The sequence below is a fragment of the Erwinia sp. Leaf53 genome (assembly GCF_001422605.1).
In the GTDB taxonomy this organism is placed as follows: Bacteria; Pseudomonadota; Gammaproteobacteria; order Enterobacterales; family Enterobacteriaceae; genus Erwinia.
Genome location: NZ_LMLK01000012.1, coordinates 564166 through 579275 on the forward strand (window position 1 = coordinate 564166; position 15110 = coordinate 579275).

The 15110-nt window shown below is 60.0% G+C and carries 13 protein-coding genes; 7 read left to right on the forward strand and 6 right to left on the reverse strand.

Features of this window, described 5'->3' with window-relative positions:
- The first annotated feature begins 29 nt into the window (after nt 1–29).
- The 4 genes from fhuA to fhuB are packed head-to-tail and all read left to right on the forward strand — an operon-like array spanning nt 30 to nt 5970.
- Nucleotides 30–2252: a ferrichrome porin FhuA gene (gene fhuA, locus ASF13_RS11305; RefSeq protein ID WP_056236251.1), complete on the forward strand. Its 2223-nt coding sequence runs from the start codon at nt 30–32 to the stop codon at nt 2250–2252.
- 51 nt (nt 2253–2303) lie between these two features.
- Nucleotides 2304–3098 carry a Fe3+-hydroxamate ABC transporter ATP-binding protein FhuC gene (fhuC, locus tag ASF13_RS11310; protein ID WP_056236253.1) on the forward strand — a complete coding sequence of 265 codons (795 nt, stop codon included), beginning with the start codon at nt 2304–2306 and terminating at the stop codon, nt 3096–3098.
- Between the two features lie 11 nt (nt 3099–3109).
- Entirely contained in the window at nt 3110–3994 is an 885-nt protein-coding gene (fhuD, locus tag ASF13_RS11315; protein ID WP_255354439.1) for a Fe(3+)-hydroxamate ABC transporter substrate-binding protein FhuD, read from the forward strand.
- Nucleotides 3994–5970, forward strand: a complete 1977-nt coding sequence (gene fhuB, locus ASF13_RS11320) for a Fe(3+)-hydroxamate ABC transporter permease FhuB (RefSeq protein ID WP_156365582.1) — start codon at nt 3994–3996, stop codon at nt 5968–5970. Before fhuD ends, fhuB begins: the two co-directional genes overlap by 1 nt.
- Before the next feature lie 463 nt (nt 5971–6433).
- Here the strand turns inward: fhuB and hemL are convergent, their stop codons facing one another.
- Nucleotides 6434–7714: a glutamate-1-semialdehyde 2,1-aminomutase gene (gene hemL / locus ASF13_RS11330; protein ID WP_056236263.1), complete on the reverse strand. Its 1281-nt coding sequence runs from the start codon at nt 7712–7714 to the stop codon at nt 6434–6436.
- Between the two features lie 277 nt (nt 7715–7991).
- On the opposite strand from hemL, the gene erpA reads away from it, so the two are divergent.
- Nucleotides 7992–8336 (forward strand): iron-sulfur cluster insertion protein ErpA, encoded by a 345-nt coding sequence (gene erpA / locus ASF13_RS11335; protein ID WP_056236265.1) that lies wholly within the window; start codon nt 7992–7994, stop codon nt 8334–8336.
- 39 nt (nt 8337–8375) lie between these two features.
- Here the strand turns inward: erpA and ASF13_RS11340 are convergent, their stop codons facing one another.
- The 3 genes from ASF13_RS11340 to mtnN form a co-directional block, all read right to left on the reverse strand.
- Nucleotides 8376–8630 carry a hypothetical protein gene (locus tag ASF13_RS11340; RefSeq protein ID WP_056236267.1) on the reverse strand — a complete coding sequence of 85 codons (255 nt, stop codon included), beginning with the start codon at nt 8628–8630 and terminating at the stop codon, nt 8376–8378.
- A 122-nt stretch (nt 8631–8752) separates the two neighbouring features.
- Nucleotides 8753–9550 (reverse strand): vitamin B12 ABC transporter substrate-binding protein BtuF, encoded by a 798-nt coding sequence (gene btuF / locus ASF13_RS11345; protein WP_056236271.1) that lies wholly within the window; start codon nt 9548–9550, stop codon nt 8753–8755.
- Nucleotides 9543–10238, reverse strand: coding sequence for a 5'-methylthioadenosine/S-adenosylhomocysteine nucleosidase (gene mtnN, locus ASF13_RS11350; RefSeq protein WP_056236274.1), 696 nt, complete (start codon nt 10236–10238; stop codon nt 9543–9545). Before mtnN ends, btuF begins: the two co-directional genes overlap by 8 nt.
- Before the next feature lie 159 nt (nt 10239–10397).
- Here mtnN and dgt point away from each other — a divergent pair, with 159 nt between their 5' ends.
- Both dgt and degP read left to right on the forward strand, forming a co-directional pair.
- Nucleotides 10398–11903 carry a dGTPase gene (gene dgt / locus ASF13_RS11355; RefSeq protein ID WP_056236278.1) on the forward strand — a complete coding sequence of 502 codons (1506 nt, stop codon included), beginning with the start codon at nt 10398–10400 and terminating at the stop codon, nt 11901–11903.
- 149 nt (nt 11904–12052) lie between these two features.
- On the forward strand, nt 12053–13486 hold the full coding sequence (gene degP, locus ASF13_RS11360; protein WP_056236280.1) for a serine endoprotease DegP: 1434 nt from the start codon (nt 12053–12055) through the stop codon (nt 13484–13486).
- Between the two features lie 82 nt (nt 13487–13568).
- Here the strand turns inward: degP and ASF13_RS11365 are convergent, their stop codons facing one another.
- Together ASF13_RS11365 and dapD are read right to left on the reverse strand one after the other, a co-directional pair.
- A complete protein-coding gene (locus ASF13_RS11365) occupies nt 13569–13961 on the reverse strand; it encodes a DUF3461 family protein (RefSeq protein ID WP_056236283.1) in 393 nt (130 codons plus the stop codon).
- A 324-nt stretch (nt 13962–14285) separates the two neighbouring features.
- On the reverse strand, nt 14286–15110 hold the full coding sequence (dapD, locus tag ASF13_RS11370) for a 2,3,4,5-tetrahydropyridine-2,6-dicarboxylate N-succinyltransferase (protein WP_056236285.1): 825 nt from the start codon (nt 15108–15110) through the stop codon (nt 14286–14288).

Here is a 15110-nt window from a genome sequence, read left to right on the forward strand (position 1 = left end):
TTGACTTTATCCTTGTCAGAGAACATCAGATGGCGACTATGCGCAGCAAACTTTCCAGTACCCGAACCGTTAACACCCGCAAGCGTCAGCTGGCGGTCTTTGTTGCCCTTTCCCTGAGCGGAATCGGCAGCAGCGTGGCGGCAGAAGAACAGACTCTGACCGTTAGCGCACAGGCGAACGGCGAAGCGCAGGAAAGCGCATGGGGCCCGGCCGCGACCATCGCTGCCAGACAGAGCGCCACCGGTACCAAAACCGATACCGCGATTGAAAAGACCCCGCAGTCGGTGTCGATCGTCACCCGCCAGGAGATCGAACTGCGCCAGCCGCAGTCGGTGAAAGAGGCGCTGGGCTATACGCCAGGCGTGATGGTCGGCAACCGCGGTTCATCCAACGTGATTGACGCGCTGGCGATCCGTGGCTTTAGTGAGACGAATACGAATCAGTATCTTGACGGCTTACGTTTGTCATCCGACTACTATTCAGAATTCGCCATAGATCCTTACTTCCTCGAGCGTGTGGAGCTTCTGCGTGGCCCGGCCTCTGTGCTGTACGGCAAAAGCAGCCCGGGCGGCGTGGTGGCGATGGTCAGCAAGCGTCCGACCACCGAAACGCTGCGTGAAGTGCAGTTCCAGATGGGCACGCACAATCTCTACTCCACCGGATTTGACTTTGGCGGTGCGCTGGATGACAGCAACGAATTTTCTTATCGCCTGACCGGGCTGGCGCGCAGTGCCGATACGCAGCAGGTCAAAAGTAAAGAGAAGCGCTACACCATCGCACCATCGTTCAGCTGGCAGCCCAATGCCGATACTCACTTCACCTTCCTGAGCTACTTCCAGAACGAACCGGAAACCGGCTATTACGGCTGGCTGCCGCGTGAAGGAACGGTCGTTCCGCTGACAGACGCAGCAGGCAGTCAGCATAAGTTGCCAACTAACTTTGATGATGGTGAAGCCAACTATAACGGTATCGCCCGCAAGCAGCAGATGGTCGGCTACAGCCTCGATCATAAGTTTGATGAGACCTGGTCGTTCCATCAGAACCTGCGCCTGGCGAAGGTCAACACTGATTACCGTAGTATCTATGGTGTAGGGCTGATAGCGGGCACCACAACACTTAACCGCTCGATTGCGCTGTCTCAGGAAGAGATGACCAATTTTGCAGTGGATACGCAGGCACAGGCAAAATTCGCCACTGGCGATGTTGACCATACGTTGCTGCTCGGTGTGGATTTCCAGCGTAACCGCAATGATGTAAACGCTAAATTCGGTTACGGCCTGGCCGCGCCGCTGGATCTGCTGAACCCGCAGTATGGCAATGAAAGCTACACCACCAACTACCCCAATAATGCGGTGAATAAACAGCAGCAGACCGGTTTGTACGCGCAGGATCAGCTGGAGTGGAACCGCTGGGTGCTGACGCTGGGCGGCCGTTACGACTACGCGATGACCTCAGTCTATAATCGCATCGCCGCCAGCGGGGTTGATCCGCTGGATAAACGTAACGATCAGGCATTCACCTGGCGCGGTGGTATTAACTACGTCTTTGATAACGGTATCGCACCTTACTTCAGCTACAGCGAATCCTTTATCCCGACGGCGGGTAAATCCGGTGACGGCAAGGCGTTTGCACCTTCACGCGCGAAACAGTATGAGGGTGGGATTAAGTTTGTGCCTAAAGACCGCCCGGTTGTGCTGACGGCGGCGGTGTATGAACTGACCAAAAGTAAGAACCTGACTACCGATCCGAACAATATTTTCGCCAGTATTCAGACCGGTGAGATTCGCTCGCGCGGCGTGGAGCTGGAAGCCAAAGCAGCGGTTAATCTGAACATCAATCTGATGGCGTCTTACACCTATACCGATGCGAAATATACCGATGATACCAACCTGCAGGGGCAACATCCGGTGCAGGTACCGCGTCAGATGGCTTCGTTGTGGGCTGACTATACCTTCACTGAAACGGCACTCAGTGGCCTCACCGTGGGTGCAGGTGCCCGGTATGTTGGGGAAAGTGTTGGTCGTTACACCACGGGTAGCCAGTACAACCGTGAGTTCACCGTTGCACCGTACACCACGGTAGATGCAACGGTGAAATACGATCTGGCTCGCTTTGGCCTGCCAGGCTCGTCTGTCGGTGTTAACGTCAGCAATCTGCTTGACCGCGAATACGTTGCCAGCTGCTACCAGGACTATGCCTGCTACTGGGGCGCGGAGCGCAGCATCACCGGTACCGCCACCTTCCGTTTTTAATCGTTAACCGGGCGCGGCATCAGGCCGCGCCCGCCAAATCAGAAGAACGCTATGTCATCTCAGCCTGCTACAGACAGTACCTTCACGCTTGATAACGTCTCTTTTACCGTCCCTGGCAGAACGCTGCTGCATCCGCTGTCGCTGACCTTTCCGGCGGGCAAGGTGTGTGGCCTGATCGGTCATAACGGCTCGGGCAAATCCACCCTGCTGAAAATGCTCGGTCGCCACCATGCGGCCAGCGCAGGGCGGGTGCTGCTCAATGACCAGCCGGTTGACGGCTGGCAGAGCAAGGCGTTTGCCCGCCAGGTGGCCTATCTGCCGCAGCAGCTGCCGGCCGCCGAGGGGATGACGGTACGCGAGCTGGTGGCGATCGGCCGCTACCCGTGGCACGGCGCGCTGGGGCGTTACGGCGTGGAAGACCGCGAGCGGGTGGACGAGGCGATTGCGCTGGTGGGCCTGAAACCCTTTGCCCAGCGGCTGGTGGACAGCCTCTCCGGCGGCGAGCGGCAGCGCGCCTGGATCGCGATGCTGGTGGCGCAGAACAGCCGCTGCCTGCTGCTGGATGAGCCGACCTCGGCGCTGGATATCGCCCACCAGGTGGACGTGCTGGCGCTGATCCAGCGGCTCAGCCACCAGCGCGGCCTGACGGTAATTGCGGTGCTGCACGATATCAATATGGCGGCACGCTACTGCGATCATCTGGTAGCGCTGCGCGGCGGTGAGATGATTGCCCAGGGCGCGCCGGAAGCCATTATGCACGGCGACGTGCTGGAGAAAATTTACGGCATTCCGATGGGGATTTTACCGCACCCGCAGGGCGGTGCCCCGGTGAGTTTTGTCTACTGAGGATGAGTGCTGTGAACCCGCAATTAACCCGACGCCGCCTGCTGGCGGCACTGGCCTGTTCGCCGCTGCTGATGAAATTTGCACTTGCGGCGGAACCTCAGGTGGATGCTCACCGCGTGATTGCCATTGAGTGGCTGCCGCTGGAGCTGTTGCTTGCGCTGGGCGTGATGCCGATCGGTGCCGCCGAGCTGCACGGTTACCGGGACTGGGTCGGTGAACCCAAACTGCCGCCGGACGTGGTGGACGTGGGCCTGCGTACCGAACCCAACCTTGAACTGATCACCCAAATGAAACCTTCGCTGATTATCTATTCGGAAGGCTACGGCCCGGCACCGACCGGTTTCCAGCGCATCGCGCCGTGGATGGGCTTCAGCTTTAACGACGGAAAGGGCAAACCGCTCAGCAACGCCCGCCGCTCGCTGGTGACGCTGGCGCAACGCATCGGCCGCGAGGCGCAGGCGCAGGCTCATCTCAGCGAGCTGGCGGCGCTGCTGGCGGCCGCGAAGGTGCGGCTGCACGCGCGCGCGCGCCGGCCATTGCTGCTGATGTCGATCCTCGATACCCGTCACGCTATCGTGTTTACCGCCAACGGCCTGTTCCAGGAGGTGCTGGACGAGCTGGGGCTGCAGAACGCCTGGCAGGGCGAGAGCTCCTTCTGGGGCAGCGCGGTGATTGGCATTGAACGGCTGGCGGCGTTCCGCGACGTTGACGTGATCTGCTACGGCCACGGCAATACCACCATCGAGCAGCAGGTGTTTGCCACGCCGCTGTGGCAGTCGTTCGCGTTTGTCCGCGAAGGGCGGTTCAAAACGATGCCGCGCGTCTGGTTCTACGGCGCGACGCTGTCGGCCATGCAGCTGGTGTACAGCCTTGAACACGCGCTGGAGGCAGCATGATCGAACGGAGTCGTTTAGCGGTGCTGCTACCGGTGGCGCTGTTGCTGATGGCGCTGACGCTGACGTGGGTCAACCTCGGTCATCAGCTGCCCGCCGCGCAGTGGCTGACCGCGCTGGCCGCGCCGGACAGCGGCAGCATTGCGCAGATGGTGTTTCACTACAGCCTGCTGCCGCGGCTGTCGCTGTCGCTGCTGGTCGGGGCCGGGCTGGGCCTGGTCGGCCTGCTGTTCCAGCAGGTGCTGCGTAACCCGCTGGCCGAACCGGCCACGCTGGGGGTGGCCAGCGGCGCACAGCTGGGCATCACCATCGTCACGCTGTGGAGCCTGCCGGGCGGCCTGCTGACCCAGCAGCTGGCGGCGCTGATCGGCGCGGTGGTGGTGGGGATGGTGGTGTTTGGCGTGGCGTGGGGTAAACGCATGTCGCCGGTGACGCTGATCCTTGCCGGGCTGGTGGTGTCGCTGTACTGCGGTGCCGCCAACCAGATCTTCGCCATCTTCAACCATGACCAGCTGCAGAATATGTTCCTGTGGAGCACCGGTTCGCTGAACCAGATGGACTGGAGCAACGTTGAGTTTATCTGGCCGCGCCTGCTGGCGGGCGCGCTGCTGGTGCTGCTGTTGCTGCGGCCGATGACGCTGATGGGGCTGGATGACGGCGTGGCGAAAAACCTCGGGCTGGCGATCTCGCTTGCCAGGATCGGCGTGCTGACGCTGGCGATCCTGCTCAGCGCCTCGCTGGTTAACGCCGCCGGGATTATCGGCTTTATCGGCCTGTTTGCACCGCTGCTGGCGAAGATGATTGGCGTGCGCCGCCTCGGCAGCCGTCTGCTGGTGGCACCGCTGCTCGGCGCGCTGCTGCTGTGGCTGGCCGACCAGGGCGTGCTGTGGCTGGCCAGCCTGCTCGGTGAGATCTCCACCGGCACGGTGACGGCGGTGATTGGCGCGCCGCTGCTGCTGTGGCTGCTGCCGCGCCTGCGCACCGGCCCGGTGCCGCCGGCCCTGAACGCCGGTGACGTGGTGCCGGCAGAACGCCAGCGCATCTGGCTGTGGGCGCTGCTCGGCGGCGGCGTGCTGCTGCTGATGATTGCGGTGGCGCTGAGCTTTGGGCGCAACGCCGGGGGCTGGGTGTGGGCCAGCGGCGAACTGTGGCAGCAGCTGCAGCCGTGGCGCATGCCGCGCACCGTGGCCGCGCTGGCTACCGGGATGATGCTCGGGGTGGCGGGCTGCGTGATGCAGCGCCTGACCGGCAACCCGATGGCCAGCCCGGAAGTGCTGGGCATCAGCTCCGGTGCGGCGTTCGGCGTGGTGATTATGCTGTTTATCGTGCCCGGTGACGCTTACGGCTGGCTGCTGCCTGCGGCCAGCCTCGGTGCGCTGTTAACGCTGCTGATTATTATGTTTGCGGCCGGGCGGGGCGGGTTTTCGCCGGAGCGGATGCTGCTGGCCGGGGTGGGGCTGAGTACCGCTTTTGCCACGGTGACTATGCTGCTGCTGGCCAGCGGCGATCCGCGTATGGGCAGCCTGCTGAGCTGGATGTCCGGTTCGACCTACAACGTGGATGCCCTGCAGGCCAGACGTACGCTGGTTATTGCGCTGGTACTGCTGGCGCTGGTGCCGCTGTGCCGCCGCTGGCTGACCATTCTGCCGCTGGGCGGGGCCACCTCGCGGGCGGTGGGCATGGCGCTGACGCCCACGCGGCTGGCGCTGCTGCTGCTGGCGGCGACGCTGACCGCCGCCGCGACGCTGACCATCGGCCCGCTGAGCTTTGTCGGCCTGATGGCACCGCATATTGCGCGCATGCTTGGCTTCCGCAGGACGCTGCCGCAGCAGGTGATGGCGGGGCTGTTGGGCGGCGGGTTGATGCTGGCGGCGGACTGGTGCGGACGGATGCTGGCCTTCCCGGATCAGATCCCGGCCGGTCTGCTGGCGACCTTTATCGGTGCGCCGTACTTTGTTTATCTGCTGCGAAGAAGCTGAGGTGTCATCTGCAGGTCGCCTGTTGGCTTGGGGGGCCGGCTCAGGGAGCCTGTACATTCCGCAAAGACGCAAAAAGCGTCATCCATGACAGCTCAGCACGGGCCATCCGTGGCCCGTGATGCTTTGCTCCGTGTACAGGCTCCCATCGCTTCACGTTCTGAGTCGCCTGCAGGAAGAACACCGCGCCCGGCTCCCGTCGCTTATCGTTATCTGCAGGTGTCATCATCTGTGTTTCGGTGATCGACRGGCTCAGGCAGCGACGCCAGAAAKTTCGGGCAATCGGGTCTGTCCGGATAAGCGGACCGTCAGCGCCCAGGGATGGGCGCTGCCGAGCGCACACGGACGTGTTCATAGCGTGTCCGCGTTCCGGACAGACCCGATACGCCGGGCATCGGAGTCCACAGCGACTTCAGCAGGCGACACAGACCCGATACCTCGGGCACCCGGGCCTTCTGCGATTTTATTACAGCTGCGCGAAGCTGCGGCGGGCGGCGTCTATCGTGCGCTGGATGTCGTCGTGGCTGTGCGCCAGCGACATAAAGCCGGCCTCATAGGCGGACGGTGCAAGGTAGATACCTTCTTCCAGCATCAGGTGGAAGAAACGCTTAAAGCGTTCCACGTCGCACTTTGTCACGTCGGCGTAGCTGGTGACCGTCTCCGCGTCGGTGAAGAACAGGCCAAACATGCCGCCGACGTGGTTAACCACCAGCGGGATGTTTTCTTCCTGTGCCGCCGCCAGCAGGCCCTCTGCCAGCAGGGTGGTTAGTTCGGTCAGGGTCTGGTGGCTGCCGGGTTTGGCGATTTCGCTCAGGCAGGCGAAGCCGGCCGCCATGGCGATCGGGTTACCGGACAGCGTACCGGCCTGGTAGACCGGTCCGGTCGGTGCCAGCGCGTTCATCACCTCGCGGCGGCCGCCGAAGGCTCCCACCGGCATGCCGCCGCCGATGATTTTACCTAGGCAGGTCAGGTCCGGCTTCACGCCGTAGTGTGCCTGAGCACCGGCCAGCGCCACGCGGAAGCCGGTCATCACTTCGTCGATGATCAGCAGCGCGCCAAACTCGTCGCACAGCGCGCGCAGGCCCGGCAGGAAGTCCGGCAGCGGCGGGATGCAGTTCATATTACCGGCCACCGGCTCAACGATGATGCAGGCGATCTCCTGCGGGTACTGTTCAAAGGCCGCACGGACGCTGGTCAGATCGTTATAGGTGCAGGTCAGAGTGTGCTTAGCGAAATCCGCCGGTACGCCCGGAGAGTTGGGCTGGCCGAGGGTCAGCGCGCCGGAGCCGGCTTTCACCAGCAGACAGTCGGCGTGGCCGTGGTAGCAGCCTTCGAATTTGATAATTTTGTCGCGACCGGTAAAGCCGCGCGCCAGGCGAATGGCGCTCATGGTGGCTTCGGTGCCGGAGTTGACCATCCGCACCATGTCCATTGTCGGCACCAGTTCGGTGACCAGAGCGGCCATTTTTACTTCCATCTCGGTCGGCGCGCCGAAGCTCAGGCCGCGTTCGGCCGCTTCAATCACCGCGTTGCGGATCGCCGGGTGGTTGTGGCCCAGCACCATCGGCCCCCAGGAACCGACGTAGTCAACGTAGGCTTTGCCGTCCGCATCATACAGGTAAGCGCCGTTGGCACGCTCGATAAACAGCGGCACGCCGCCAACGCCGGTAAAGGCTCGCACCGGCGAATTTACGCCACCGGGAATTAACTGCTGCGCCTGAGCGTACAGGTTTTCAGACTTACTCATGTGACGGCTCCTGATCATTCATAAAAAAACCCGGCTATTCTAAGGGAACATGGCAGCGATTCCAAAGGCCGTGGCTTACGCATCGCCTTAACTGCCCGGGATTGCGTGCGTTTACAGCGCCAAAGCGCCTGGTCGTGGTGGCATTGATCGCTACCACCGCACAGGCGGGTACAGCCTGCGCTTGCTTGCGATACCTGGGTATAAGATAATAGCGCAAACAATGGTCGAATAATGACCTGGCAGGCATCTGGCCTGCATGCACAGTGGAGTATTTCTGATGAGCGATGAAGTAGCACTGCCTCTGCAATTTACCGAAGCAGCGGCCAGCAAGGTCAAAAACCTGATTTCGGATGAAGACAATCCGGATCTGAAACTGCGCGTTTATATCACCGGTGGCGGTTGCAGCGGTTTCCAGTACGGGTTTACCTTTGACGACAAAATTAACGATGGCGACATGACCATTGAGAAAGCGGGCGTGGCGCTGGTGGTGGATCCGATGAGCCTGCAGTATCTGGTGGGCGGTTCGGTGGACTACACCGAGGGGCTGGAAGGGTCACGTTTTGTGGTCACTAACCCGAATGCTAAAACCACCTGCGGCTGTGGTTCTTCCTTCAGTATCTGATGTGACATAACCCGGCAGCTCCGCTGCCGGGTCTGTTCACTACCATTCGACGGTCACTAATCTCTGTTCATCCTGCGACGCCGTAGCCGGCTCCGTCACCGTCTGGGTGACTTTCGGCTGCGCGTCACTCTGCTGACCACAGGCGATATCCGGGTTTACGGCGCTGTTGAGCCTCTTCCCGTCCACGCTGCAACGCGTGGTAATTGTTAGCGTTACGCTGACGCTGCCTTCCGTGGTGGCGGCACCGGCATATCCCGTCATTATCAGCCCGAGGGCCAGATAAACGGCTTTCATAGTGTTTTCCTGGTGGAACAAAAACGGGCAATTTCCCGAAATGACCGCGCGGTAATTCGCACGGCCATGGACTCTCTTTATCGGCTTTTATGTCTGGATCTTGAATCGTCGTGGCGGCGATATCAGCGATCCGGCTGCAGCTGACTGCACAATTGTTGTGCTGCTAAGATAATACGCGGTCCGGCGCGGCTGAGCCAGTCATCAGTGATGGCAATCACCGGCACGCTGAGCTGCGGCTGCCAGAAGGCGGCCAGCTGCTGCGCGTGTGCGGCATCGCCGGGTGTCACGATGGCCTGCGGCTGGCGCGCCAGCACCTGTTCCCGGCTGACCTGCGGCCAGGGGACGCGGCTGTCGGCAAAGATGTTTTCGCCGCCGCACAGCTGCAGTACCTCATTCTGCAGGGTACTCGCCGAGGCGGTGAACAGCGGTTTGCTGCCAAACTGCAGAAATACCCGCTGTGGCACGTTCGCCCCATAGCGCTGTTTCAGCGCGCTGAACTGCTGCTGTAACCGTTGTGCCGCCTGCTCAGCCTGCTCAGGGTGCGGGCTGTACGGGGCCAGCTGGCGCAGGCTGGCGGTCAGCTGGCTTACCGAATCCGGGGCCAGCCACAGTACCTTAATGCCCAGCGCCTGCAGCTGGTCCATCTGGCGCTGCGGGGTGCCGCCGCGCCAGGCCACCACCACGTCCGGCTTCAGCCGCAGCAGGCGTTCACTGTTAATCCCCTGCCAGTTCGCTACCCGGACTACCTGCATGGCGGCAGGTGGGAAGTCGGAGTAGTCGCTGACGCCGACCGGCGTGATGCCGGCAGCAAAGGCCAGCTCGGTCAGGTTGGGTGCCAGCGTCACCACCCGTGGCGCGGCGGCCGTGCTGAGGCTGAAAAGGGTCAGCCACAGCAGCAGCGCGGTGCGGTAGTTACGCACGCAGCCGGTTCAGCAGGGCTTCCACCATCAGCGACGACTGCCCGGCGGCCACGCTGAGGAACTCGTCAAAGCTGAGGTGAGATTCCTGGTCGGCAACGTCGGAGATCGCCCGCACCACCACAAAAGGCGTGCCAAACTGATGGCAAACGTGGCCGATCGCGGTGGCTTCCATCTCCACCGCCACCGCCTGTGGGAAGGTATTGCGGATGCGTGCCAGCGGTTCAGCGCCGTTGATAAAGGCGTCACCGCTGACCACCAGGCCACGCACGGCGTTGAGGTTAAGCTCGCTGATGCAGGCTTCAGCGGCGGCGATCAGCGCGTCGTCGGCGATAAAGGCCGGCGGGCAGGCGGCCATCTGGCCCGGCTCATAGCCAAACGCGGTGACGTCGGCATCGTGATAGCGGACCTCGGTCGATACCACGATATCGCCCACCTTCAGCGTAGGCGCCAGGCCACCGGCGGAACCGGTGTTGATCACCACGTCCGGCTTGCACAGCTGCAGCAGCAGGGTGGTGCCCAGCGCGGCCGAGACTTTACCAATGCCGGATTTCAGCAGTGCTACTTCCACGCCATTCAGCGTGCCGGTATAGATTTCACACCCGGCCAGGCTCAGCGTCTGACGGTTTTCGATCCTGTCACGCAGCAGTGTGACTTCCTGTTCCATTGCACCAATAATGCCTGCTTTCATAGGGATACTCGCTATATCTGTGGAATTTGCCGTTGATTTCGGCGCACAGTCTACCACGGTGACGGCGCGGAGATAATCCGTAAGCCCGCGTTGCCCTGTGCTGACGGGGTGATAGACTGAATTGCGTCACTGGCCGCCGTTTATCTGAGGGAGCAAGGCATGCACGGGATCGACTTTCGCAAAAAAATCAACTGGCAGCGCTGCTATCGCCCGCTGACGGGCACGCCTGACCGGCATACCATTCTGAGCATCTTTGAAAGCGATCGCGGGCGTATCGTTAACTCTGCCGCCATTCGCCGCCTGCAGCAGAAAACCCAGGTGTTTCCGCTGGAGCGTAATGCGGCGGTGCGTACCCGGCTGACCCACTCGCTGGAGGTGCAACAGGTGGGGCGCTATATTGCCCGTGAGGTGTTGTCGCGGCTGGAGCAGCAGGGCCAGCTGGAAGCGCTGGGGCTGGCAGAACTGACCGGGCCGTTTGAGAGCATTGTCGAAATGGCCTGCCTGATGCATGACATCGGCAACCCGCCGTTCGGTCACTTTGGCGAGTCGGCGATTAACGACTGGTTCCGCCAGACGCTGGATGCCAGCTGGCAGCCCGAGTCGGGGCGTGAGGACCGCTGTGAACCTGCGGTGCTGCGCTACCGTGAGGACGGTCTGAACGCGCTGCGTGGCCGCGTGCGGCAGGACTTGTGCCATTTTGAAGGTAATGCGCAGGCGATACGCATGGTGCACACGCTGATGAAAATGAATCTTACCTGGGCACAGGTCGGCTGTATTCTGAAATATACCCGGCCGGCGTGGCAGACCAGCGATATTCCGGCCAGCCACGCCTACCTGATGAAAAAGCCGGGTTACTATTTATCTGAACAGCACTACGTTGAATCTCTGCGCCAGCAGCTGGATTTACAGCCGTACTGCCGTTTCCCGCTGACCTATATCATGGAAGCCGCGGATGATATCTCCTACTGCGTGGCGGATTTAGAAGATGCGGTCGAGAAAAATATCTTCAGCGTTGAGCAACTGTACGACTATTTATATCGGCTGTGGCCCGACCACCAGCCGGACGATCTGTTTGCCAGCGTGGTGACCAGCGCCCGGGAAAAGTCGCGGATATCGGCCAGCGCCCCCTGTAACGACGATCAGTTCTTTATGTATTTACGCGTTAATACCGTTGCCCGACTGGTACCACATGCGGCGGATCGCTTTATCGATCATCTGCCGGCGGTCTATCAGGGGGCATTTAATGAAGCGTTGCTGGAAGACGGCAGTCCGCACAGCCAGCTGCTGGACATTTTCAAAAAAGTGGCCTTTAGTCATGTATTTAACCACCCCGAAGTGGAACAGCTGGAGCTGCAGGGTTATCGGGTAATTGGCGGTTTGCTGACCATCTATCAGCCGCTGTTGCGCTTAAGCCGTGCTGAATTTAGCGAGTTGCTGGCGAAGGACTATTTAAAAGGTTATCCGATTGAAACACGCCTGTTTCATAAACTCTCCAGCCGTTTCAGGCAGGCGTATGGCGAAGCGGTTCTGGCGCTGGATAACGGCGACGGTGCCAGTGATATCCTCGAGTATTATTACCGTGCCCGCCTGTTGCAGGATTATATCAGCGGCATGACCGACCTCTATGCGTGGGATGAGTACCGGCGGCTGATGGCGGTAGAGTGATTCAGTATTGCGTGCAGTTTTGTAAAGGAAATCAATAAATTTTTACCTTTACCCGATACCGCGTACATGAACTTACCGCTAAAAAATTAATCTCACTTTCACAACCACAGCAATGGTTATCTTTCGCGAATTATTTGAGAGCCTGAAACATGAAAAAAACCACATTAGTTTTGAGCGCACTTGCGCTGAGCCTGGGTCTGGCGCTGAATCCGTTAGCCGCCAGCGCTGCTGAAACCGCATCTTCCTCTTCCACCCAGCAGCTGCCAAGCCTGGCTCCGATGCTGGAAAAAGTGATGCCGTCGGTGGTCAGCATCAACGTTGAAGGCAGCACCACGGTGCGTACGCCGCGGATGCCGCAGCAGTTCCAGCAGTTCTTTGGCGATAATTCTCCGTTCTGCCAGGAGGGCTCACCGTTCCAGTCCTCACCGATGTGTCAGGGCGGCAGCGGCCCGGCGGGCGATGATGCCCAGCAGCAGAAATTCCGTGCGCTGGGCTCCGGCGTGGTGATCAACGCCGATAAGGGCTACGTGGTGACCAATAATCACGTGGTGGATAACGCTACCAAAATTCAGGTGCAGCTGAGCGACGGCCGCAAATATGACGCCAAGGTGATCGGTAAAGATCCGCGTTCGGATATTGCACTGATCCAGCTGAAGGATGCCAAAAATCTGACGGCGATTAAGATTGCTGATTCCGATGCGCTGCGCGTGGGCGATTACACCGTAGCGATCGGTAACCCGTATGGCCTGGGCGAAACCGTGACCTCCGGTATCGTCTCTGCGCTGGGGCGCAGCGGGCTGAACGTGGAAAACTACGAGAACTTTATCCAGACCGATGCGGCGATTAACCGCGGTAACTCCGGCGGCGCGCTGGTGAACCTGAACGGTGAGCTGATCGGGATTAATACCGCGATTCTGGCACCGGACGGCGGCAATATCGGCATCGGTTTTGCTATCCCGAGTAATATGGTGAGAAACCTGACCGGTCAGATGGTGGAGTACGGCCAGGTCAAACGTGGCGAACTGGGTATCATGGGCACCGAGCTGAACTCAGAGCTGGCCAAGGCGATGAAGGTGGATGCCCAGCGCGGTGCTTTCGTCAGCCAGGTGGTGCCGAAGTCGTCTGCGGCGCAGGCCGGGGTGAAGGCCGGTGATGTGATCGTGTCGATTAACAATAAGCCGATCTCCAGCTTCTCCGCACTGCGTGCTGAGGTCGGATCGCTGCCGGTAGGCACCAAAATGGAACTGGGGCTGATCCGTGACGGTAAGCCGCTGACGGTTAACGTTGAGCTGCAGCAGAGCGCCGGGGCGAAGGTCGATTCCGGGACGATTTATAACGGTATTGAAGGTGCTGACCTGAGCAACGTGGACACTAAAGATGCCAAAGGCGTGAAGGTGGATAACGTGAAGGCCGGTTCAGCGGCGGCGCGTATCGGGCTGAAGAAAGGTGATGTGATCCTCGGTGTGAATCAGCAGCCGATCGCCAATCTGGGCGAGCTGCGTAAGATCCTCGATACCAAGCCATCGGTGCTGGCGCTGAATATTCAGCGTGGTGACAGCAGTATCTATCTGTTGATGCAGTAAGTTTTAACGGGTCGATAAAAAAACGGTGCTCATTATGGGCACCGTTTTTATTTGAGGGCTTGTTAAGGGCAGGCCAGTCGTATTAGCGGCTGTTGCGGGTCAGCTTGTCGAGATCGGATTCGATTTCGGCGATTTTGTTGGAGACCACGCTTTCCAGGTGACGCAGGTCGTCGAGGATTTTGCGTTTCAGGTCAACTTCCACCTGGTCGCGCTGGCAGATCAGGTCCAGCTCGTCGATCACGTAGCGCAGGTTAGGGCTGATTTCCTGGATCTCTTTGTAGCCGAGGCTGGCGTTGTCGGCGACCACGGTTTTACGCTGACGCGGGTATTTGAATTTGACGCTTTTAGCGAAGAATTCACCTTTGTCTTTGCGGAAGTAGATTTTCAGGATGTCATTACTGGCTTCCTGACGCAGGCTGTAGCGGTCGATGTCTTCAGGAGAAGCAATACCCAAACCTTTAAGATTGTCGTACATGGTTTTTGATCCTTATGCGGGAGTTTGTCGTTACGGCTGCGCGTCGCAATTACTGCGTTGTGCAGTGCTCGCTATCCTCATGTACTTATGTACATTCCGGTAGCTGTGCGCTGTACGCCTTGTACTTGCTTAGCTCGCTCGTCCCGTACTACCGTGATCTATGCCTGTAAAATCAGATCGGGGATCGCGAGTGCGCTGAATGGCGCGGATTATACGCCTGAATTGTGAGCAATATCACTATCTGTTGAGAAATTATGCGCAGGGCGGCAATCGGGGAAAGTGTAAAGAATAGATTACGGGCCACCGGGGTGACCCGCAGGGGAATTAGTCGATGGTGCGCAGCAGTTCGTTGATGCCCACTTTGCCGAGGGTTTTGGCGTCGACTTTCTTCACGATAACCGCACAGTACAGGCTGTAGCTGCCGTCTTTTGACGGCAGGTTGCCGGAAACGACCACCGAGCCCGCCGGCACGCGGCCGTAGGTCACTTCGCCGGTTTCGCGGTCGAAGATTTTGGTGCTCTGACCGATGTAAACGCCCATCGAGATTACCGCGCCTTCTTCCACGATGACGCCTTCCACGATCTCAGAACGTGCGCCGATAAAGCAGTTGTCTTCGATGATGGTCGGGTTAGCCTGCAGCGGCTCCAGTACGCCGCCGATGCCAACGCCGCCTGACAGGTGGACGTTTTTACCGATCTGCGCGCAGGAACCCACGGTAGCCCAGGTATCAACCATCGAGCCTTCATCGACGTACGCACCGATGTTAACGTAAGACGGCATCAGCACGGTGTTACGGGCAATGTACGCGCCCTGGCGAACGGCGGCCGGTGGCACCACGCGGAAGCCCTCTTTTTTGAAGCGCGCGTCGTCGTAGTCGGCAAATTTCATCGGAACTTTGTCGTAGTAGCGGCTCTCTGCGCCATCAATTACCTGATTGTCATTGATGCGGAAAGAGAGCAGAACCGCTTTCTTCAGCCACTGGTGGGTGACCCACTGGCCGTCAATCTTCTCTGCCACGCGCAGGGCACCGCTGTCCAGCAGGCCGATCACCTGGTTAACGGCTTCGCGGGTAACGGTATCCGCGTTGGCCGGGGTGATCTCCGCACGGCGCTCGAAGGCCGCTTCAATAACACTCTGTAACTGTTGCAT

What these genes read in the sequence shown, in the direction of transcription:
- dapD (WP_056236285.1), bottom strand. Translation starts at nt 15,110, where the DNA reads ATGCAACAGTTACAGAGTGTTATTGAAGCGGCCTTCGAGCGCCGTGCG.
- fhuC (WP_056236253.1), top strand. Translation starts at nt 2,304, where the DNA reads ATGTCATCTCAGCCTGCTACAGACAGTACCTTCACGCTTGATAACGTC.
- degP (WP_056236280.1), top strand. Translation starts at nt 12,053, where the DNA reads ATGAAAAAAACCACATTAGTTTTGAGCGCACTTGCGCTGAGCCTGGGT.
- ASF13_RS11340 (WP_056236267.1), bottom strand. Translation starts at nt 8,630, where the DNA reads ATGAAAGCCGTTTATCTGGCCCTCGGGCTGATAATGACGGGATATGCC.
- dgt (WP_056236278.1), top strand. Translation starts at nt 10,398, where the DNA reads ATGCACGGGATCGACTTTCGCAAAAAAATCAACTGGCAGCGCTGCTAT.
- fhuA (WP_056236251.1), top strand. Translation starts at nt 30, where the DNA reads ATGGCGACTATGCGCAGCAAACTTTCCAGTACCCGAACCGTTAACACC.
- erpA (WP_056236265.1), top strand. Translation starts at nt 7,992, where the DNA reads ATGAGCGATGAAGTAGCACTGCCTCTGCAATTTACCGAAGCAGCGGCC.
- hemL (WP_056236263.1), bottom strand. Translation starts at nt 7,714, where the DNA reads ATGAGTAAGTCTGAAAACCTGTACGCTCAGGCGCAGCAGTTAATTCCC.
- mtnN (WP_056236274.1), bottom strand. Translation starts at nt 10,238, where the DNA reads ATGAAAGCAGGCATTATTGGTGCAATGGAACAGGAAGTCACACTGCTG.
- ASF13_RS11365 (WP_056236283.1), bottom strand. Translation starts at nt 13,961, where the DNA reads ATGTACGACAATCTTAAAGGTTTGGGTATTGCTTCTCCTGAAGACATC.